Genomic DNA, 6429 nt, shown 5'->3' with positions numbered 1-6429 from the left:
GGGCGGCCCCCACCCGCCATGAATGGCGCCCGTTCACCACGCATACCTCTTGGTCCTGACCCGCCACCCGGCAGCGGACAGTGACCAGCGGGGCACGAACCCCCACCAGCACCAGACCGTCAGCCGCCGAACCGGAGCCGGGCCACCCCACACCACTACCGCGCACCTGCCCAACCGCGTTCCGCGAGGGCCGGGTTACGGACGCGGGTCGCTGGCGAGAACGTCGAGTGCGCCGACGAAGGCGGTCCACGCGGGGGCGGGGAAGACGAAGGCGGGGCCTTGGGGGTGCTTGGAGTCACGTACGGCTATGGTGCCGCCGACGAGGCGGGCACCTTCGACGCACTCGTTACCCTGCGCATTGCTGTAGCTGGACTTGAACCAGTACGCATCGGTCAACGCATCAGCCGTGGTCATCATCGGATCAATGCTCCTTCATCGCTTTCTTGATCATGCTAAGGGACTCCTGCGGTCCCGGAGCAAGAGCTTGCAGCTCGGTGAATGCTTCCTGATACAGCTCCACATCGGACTGCCGTCGACTCACCCAAGCATCAACCAGATTCTCGAAGTAGATGATCGGCTTGAGAGCGTCCCGATCGCGGAACTGCAGGACCGTAAAGGCTCCGTGCATCCCCGGGTGATCACCCAACTTGAACGGGACTACTTGCACACGTACGTTCGACAGCGAGGCCACCTCGGCGATGTGCGCGAGCTGAGCCCGCATCACCTCCGGCCCACCCACCTGCCTCACCAATACGGCCTCACTGATGATCGCCGCGAACTTCAGCGGCGATTCCCGGTACAGCGCCTCCTGCCGGGTCATCCGCACAGTAACCATGCGGTCGATTTCATCGTCGCTGAGACCGTGGTGCGCGCCACGGTAGATCACCCGCACGTACTCCTCGGTCTGAATGAGACCAGGCACATACTCGGACTCGTACTTATGGCACGCGGTGGCGGTGGCCTCAAGACTCAAGTACGCCTTGAAGCCGGGTGTAATGACCGGCCTGTACTCCTTGGACTGCCACCAGTCCCGCTTCGTCTTCGTGACCGCCGCGTACCCCTTGAGGACCGCCGTCGTCTCGGCGTCCGCCTCGAAGATCTGACAGAGCGCCATGATGTCGGACGGCTCCACGACCAAGTTCTCGCCCGTTTCCAAGCGAGTCAGCTTTGACGGACTCCAGAAGAGCTTCCTGACCACCTGAGTCGACGTCAGCCCCGCCCGCAGTCGCAGATTCCTCAGCTCCTTGCCGAGTTGCAGGCGGCACAGAGCGGGTGTTGCCGACTCGACGTCCGTGTTCATCTGCTGTCCTCTCGGTGCACTGCCCAGTGTGTCGATGTTTGTTCTGCCTCCGCAAGGAACGTTCTGCGTCACAGCGGGACTCACCACCCCACGGCGTGAACACGCCTTCCGGGAGCGGCATTTCACCGTGAAGCCTGCACGCAGAATTCGGCTGGAACGTCCTAACGGGCGTACATCTGGTGCGAGGCTATACCCGTAACTCACTCAACGCAGCGGAAAGACTGCATTAAGTGAGCACGGAGATCGACCGTAAGGACTCTCGATGCCTCTCTCGACGCACCCCACAACAACCGCCCCACTCACCCCACCTACCCCCGTCGGGATACGGGGCATCGCCCTGCGGCTCACCATGTCGTTCAAGCCCCACGCCCGTCGCGTCGAGCACACCCGGCGCATGGCCGGAGCGCTCCTCCGGCAGGACGACGTGGCGCGGGAGGCAGTCGAGACCGTGCAGTTGCTGGTCAGCGAGATCGTCACCAACGCCGTGGTGCACGGGAACGGCGACCGCGTCCGGTTCTCCCTCGCGTACGACCCGTGCGGCACCGTCCGCATCGAGGTGGACGACCGGTCCCCCGCGCGGGTGGCCGTGCGGCATCCCGATCCCGACGAGGAGAGCGGCCGGGGGATGTTCCTGGTGGACGCGCTGGCACGCGACTGGGGGCGGCGCGGTACACGTACGTGGTGCACCGTCAGCGTCGGCTCGGCGCGGGAGGTACGGGCGTGACCGGTATGCGCCGCGAACCCGGATCGCACTGGCGCCGGGCGCCCGTCCAGTTCGCCACGGATGCCCGGACGCTGCGGCGGCTCCTCACCGGGCTCACCAGGCTGACCGGGCTCACCGGGCTCACCGCTCAGCCCGGCCAACAGCCGCCGGACGCCGACTGCCCGATCGACTTCGCCACGATTACCAGCACGGTCACCACCGCCCTGGAGGTACGGCCGACGCTGCCCGACCGAGCCTGGGTGGAGACCACGACGTTACAGCTCAGAGGCCATCTGGAACTCCTGCTGCTCGACTACGGAGACAGCCCAGACACCACACACCACCCCGCACACCACCACGCGCTCCACCACGCGCTCCGCCACGACGCGGCCCGGCTCCTCGCCCTGTGCACCGCATGGAGTGAGGACCGCACCACCCCACCTCTCCACGCATACGAGCTGATGCGCGCCCTGGCCGTCACCACCCGCGACCTCGCCGCCCTCCTTCAACGTCAACAGCCCCCTCCCACGCACCCGACCGCACAGGACCCGCCACCGTGACCCCCTTCAAGGCCCAGGTCTTCCACATCCTGGCGATCACCTCGGTCGGCGGCGCCATCGTCCTGGCGCTCTGGCGCCGCCACTGACATCGGGGCGGGGGCGCGCCGGGTGCGAGGTGCGGCGCTCAGCACTCGCCGTACGTGACGCGCCGCATCCCCGGTGCGCGCCGTCCCGCCCATCGCGCCGCGTCCGTGCCCATCCGCACATCCCCGCGTTCGCAATCTGCGGCAATTCCGCCCGCACAGTGCCCCGATCACCGCATTCTGAATCCCCAGCCGACCATCCAGGAGGAGGACTCCATGACTCTCAAGTTCATCGGCACCACGTCCGGCCACGGCAACTGCCCCACCCTGTACGAGGTCGAAGACACCGACAAGATCGTGGTCCAGGGCGAACGGCTCACCGGCCCCATTGACCTCGCCCAGTTGCGTGACGTCAAGGACTCGGAGACGTTCGTCGTCGTACCTCGCGAGTTGCTCACCCGTTTCGCGCCCAAGGAGTGACCTTGCCACCTCTGATCCCCTTCAACGACATCACCCATCTGTTCACCGAGGCGGCGTTCAGGTGGTGGGAGCGCCGGGGGAGGCCAGGATTCGAGCGGTTCGGGCTGACGGTCGGCGCTGACGGGCAACGGGCTTGGCTGGACGATCCGGAAGACTTCTGGCCGGTCTGACCAGTGGGCTGCTGGCCGGTCCGAGCAGAGGACTGCTGGCCGGTCAGAACAGAGGACTCCTGGCAGGTCCGCGCGACCGGTCGGCGGCCACCCCTGTCCGGTCGGCGGCCACTCCGGCCGACCGGCCATCCCCGCGCCGCCCCGCGCCGATCGGCTATCAACCGTGGCCGGTCGGCCCCTCTCGATGGCCGATCGGCCGATGTGGCGCCCTCCCCCGCCCGCCTAGCCTCGGTGTACGCCATACCGACCAGGGACACCGCGTCCCGAAGGCCCAACGGGGAGCGCACCCATGGAACAGCAGTCCCATACCGTCACGACCACCGAGTTCGCCGCCGACGCTGTCGAGTTGCTGTCGCGGACCATCCGTTACTCGATGAAGCGCGACGACGGGACGACGGGGACGGAACATCTCGTCCACACCCTGCTGGACGACAACGAGAAGCCGGGGGCCGCTCTCGTTCCCGGCCTCAACAAGTCCACCTCCGTCGCCGGGCGGATCATGGCGATGGAGGACAGGCACTGGGTGCACGACGACGGCTTCCACGGCGAACCGGTCGCTCTCGACGCCCCCGGCGAGGAGGACAACAGGTTCGAGGCCACGGCCGCCTGGCGCGAGGCTCTGAAGCTCGCCGAGCTGAAGTACGCGCGGAAGCTCCCGGAAGGGGCGACGTGGCCCGAGCAGCCGTCGGGGGCGCTCCGCGAGGTGCTGGTGGGATCGGTGCGGCTGGCCCGTACGGAGGGTACGTACGAGGTGCACGGACGGCACCTGGCGCGGGCCGTCCTGAACGTGGGCAAGTGCCGGGCGGTGGAGGTGATGACGCTGTGCCGGGTGGACCTCGCGGCCTCGGCCTCGGCCCTGGACGCACAGGCCGAGGCGGTGCGCGGCGGGGCGAAGCCCTGGCCCTCGGAGACTGATACCGAGGACGGCAGTGTGCGGCTGCTGAGGCAGTCCGGGCTGCTGGGCGAGCGCGGCAAGTGGTGGGTGCGGGGCTTGATGTCGCTGATGTCCCGCACGTCCGGCGACGGCAGTCCCGTCGTGTCGGTGCTCTCCTCCGAGGCCCGGCGTCAGGCCGCGCGGCACGGGCGGAAGGTGGCGGAGCAGGAGGATCTCCTGCTGGCCATACCGGCCCTGGACCGGGCGCTCACGCTGGCGGGGGAGACTCCGCCCGAGGCGCTGCGCTCGAACACCACCGTGGTGGGGCTGCTGCGTTCACACGGCATGGACCACGCCCTGCTGGTACGGGCGGCGGACTCCGACGGGCGACCGGCCGAGCCTACGGAGCCGGCCGGGCCGACGGAGTCGACGGCGCGGGACGAGTCGGCAGAGTCGGCAGAGTCGGCAGAGTCGGCGACGCAGGACCACACCGGCTTCACGGCCGATGCCTACCGGATCTTGTCCAAAGCCCGGTTGCTGGTGGCCGAGCGGGGGGCGAGCACCGTCGGTGTGGAGGATGTACTGACCGTACTGCTCGACGACACGGACGGCCGGGCCGTTCGGCTGCTCCAGGACCATGGTGTGGACCTGGCCGGGGTACGTGCCGGGCTGGACGGTCTGATCGCTACCTGAAGCACGGACACGGAACCAGAGACCAGATACAGAACCAAACCAAAACCAAAACCAGAGCAAGAGTCCAGAGCCAGAGCCAGAGCCAGAAGCGCGAGCCGTGGCAGCGCTGACGAACAGGGTGGTACCAGTGCTGCGACAGGTGATACGGCAGGCGGCGGCGCGCGGCGCGGCGCTCCGCTCCGCCGCCGTGCTGGAGGCGCGCGCGACTCTGGCGGCCGTACGCGCCGCTCCGCGCCGTACGAAGAGAATCGAGACGGCCCTCTGTCTGGCGGCACTGGCCGCCGGGGTGCTGCCGCTGCTCTACATCCATCCCGGCTGGCCCGTGCTGGCGGTGGCCGAGGCGTGCTGGGCGGCGCTCCTGGTCCCGGCCCGGCGGCGCTGGCCCGTGTGCGCGGTGCTGGGGATGGCGCCGCTGGTGAGCGGCGGCAACATGTGGACCGTAGCGGTGACGCCGCTGGTCGTACTGGCGGCCACCCGCAGAATCGATCCGCCCCGCCGGGCCTGGTCAGTGGTGCTGGCCACCTCGGTGCTGGGGATGTGCGTGGCCACGCTCGTCTTCCTGGTCACCTCGCGCGGCGCGTTCGAGTCCTTCGCGGGGGCCGGGGGTGACCTGGTCATGTTCCTGGTGCTGCCCGCGCTGTCCGGCACGCTGCTGGGGCAGCGGCGCCCTCTGGTGCGCCTGCTCCAGGAGCGCAACGCCTATCTGGAACAGACACGCGTGCTGACCGCCGCCACCTCGCGGATGGAGGAGCGGGCCAGGATCGCCGGGGAGATGCACGACATGCTCGGCCACCGGCTGAGCCTCATCTCCGTCCACGCGGGCGCGCTGGAGCTGGCGGCGGCCCGGCAGGCGCCGTCCATGGCCGGGCAGGCGGAGCTGCTGCGCACCACCGCCGGGACCGCGATGGAGGAGCTGCGGGAGATCCTGGACGTACTGCGCCGCGAGGAGCTGGCCCCGTCGTCACGGGCGTCCGAGGGGACCGAGCGGGAGCCCGAGGCGGTACGGGGTACTCGCGCGGACCTCACCGCCCTGGTGACGGAGTCGCGCCGGGCGGGCGTGCGGGCCGAACTCGTCTGGTCCGGCCCCGACTCCGACGCCTTGCACCCCCGTGTCCGGCTGGCGCTGCACCGGGTGGTCAGGGAAGCGCTGACCAACGTCCACAAGCACGCGGCGGGCGCTCCGACCCGGGTCGAGGTCGCGCACGCCGACGACCGCGTCGAGGTCACCGTCACCAACGAGGCGCCGCGCGGCACGTGGCGGCCGATGGCGGGCAACCGCAGCGGGCTGGCGGGGCTGGAGGAGCGGATCGCGCTGATCGGGGGCTCGTTCGCGGCGGGTCCGGTCGGCACGGCCGGGTTCCGGATAACGGCCGCGCTGCCGTGCCACGACGGTACGGGGGCGGCCGTGGCATCCGTACCGGCGGCTCGGGACGCGGCTCCGGGTACAGCGGCCCCGGGTACCACTCCAGGTACGACGGCCCCAGGGCCCGCCCCGGATGCGGCAGCCCCGGGTCCACAGGAAGTTATCCGGAACCCGGCCGTGCCGACCGGACCCGCCGCGAACGAGCCCCCGATCAGCGCGATCCGCTCCTCCAGCCCCGCCAGCCCGCTGCGGTTGCCCGCCAT

General features: G+C 69.6%; 7 protein-coding genes and 1 pseudogene. 6 read left to right on the top strand and 2 right to left on the bottom strand.

Annotated elements, in window-relative coordinates; genetic code table 11:
- Positions 1-195: 195 nt before the first annotated feature.
- Positions 196-417 carry a DUF397 domain-containing protein gene (locus DVH02_RS29860; RefSeq protein ID WP_114626974.1) on the bottom strand — a complete coding sequence of 74 codons (222 nt, stop codon included), beginning with the start codon at positions 415-417 and terminating at the stop codon, positions 196-198.
- A 4-nt stretch (positions 418-421) separates the two neighbouring features.
- The gene (locus tag DVH02_RS29855) at positions 422-1300 is read right to left on the bottom strand and encodes a helix-turn-helix domain-containing protein (RefSeq protein ID WP_114626973.1); all 879 of its coding nucleotides are present in this window, start codon (positions 1298-1300) and stop codon (positions 422-424) included.
- A gap of 262 nt (positions 1301-1562) precedes the next feature.
- Between DVH02_RS29855 and DVH02_RS29850 the strand changes: the two genes are divergently transcribed.
- From DVH02_RS29850 to DVH02_RS29830, 6 genes and pseudogenes are all read left to right on the top strand, one after another.
- On the top strand, positions 1563-2024 hold the full coding sequence (locus DVH02_RS29850) for an ATP-binding protein (protein ID WP_233518540.1): 462 nt from the start codon (positions 1563-1565) through the stop codon (positions 2022-2024).
- Entirely contained in the window at positions 2021-2563 is a 543-nt protein-coding gene (locus tag DVH02_RS29845) for a hypothetical protein (protein WP_114626971.1), read from the top strand. Before DVH02_RS29850 ends, DVH02_RS29845 begins: the two co-directional genes overlap by 4 nt.
- A gap of 299 nt (positions 2564-2862) precedes the next feature.
- Complete coding sequence (locus tag DVH02_RS29840) at positions 2863-3066, top strand: hypothetical protein (protein WP_114626970.1); 204 nt, start codon at positions 2863-2865, stop codon at positions 3064-3066.
- A 47-nt stretch (positions 3067-3113) separates the two neighbouring features.
- Positions 3114-3236: pseudogene (locus DVH02_RS35340) on the top strand (protein-L-isoaspartate(D-aspartate) O-methyltransferase); the annotation flags it as partial.
- A gap of 289 nt (positions 3237-3525) precedes the next feature.
- The gene (locus DVH02_RS29835) at positions 3526-4803 is read left to right on the top strand and encodes a Clp protease N-terminal domain-containing protein (protein ID WP_114626969.1); all 1278 of its coding nucleotides are present in this window, start codon (positions 3526-3528) and stop codon (positions 4801-4803) included.
- A gap of 127 nt (positions 4804-4930) precedes the next feature.
- Positions 4931-6429 (top strand): sensor histidine kinase (locus tag DVH02_RS29830; RefSeq protein WP_114626968.1); only part of this gene is annotated, 1499 nt, incomplete at its 3' end.

Origin of the sequence: Streptomyces corynorhini (genome assembly GCF_003346515.1) — a bacterium.
Lineage (GTDB): Bacteria > Actinomycetota > Actinomycetes > Streptomycetales > Streptomycetaceae > Streptomyces > Streptomyces corynorhini.
Note: the sequence above shows the minus strand (reverse complement) of the source record. Positions and strands in the feature narration are given on the sequence as shown.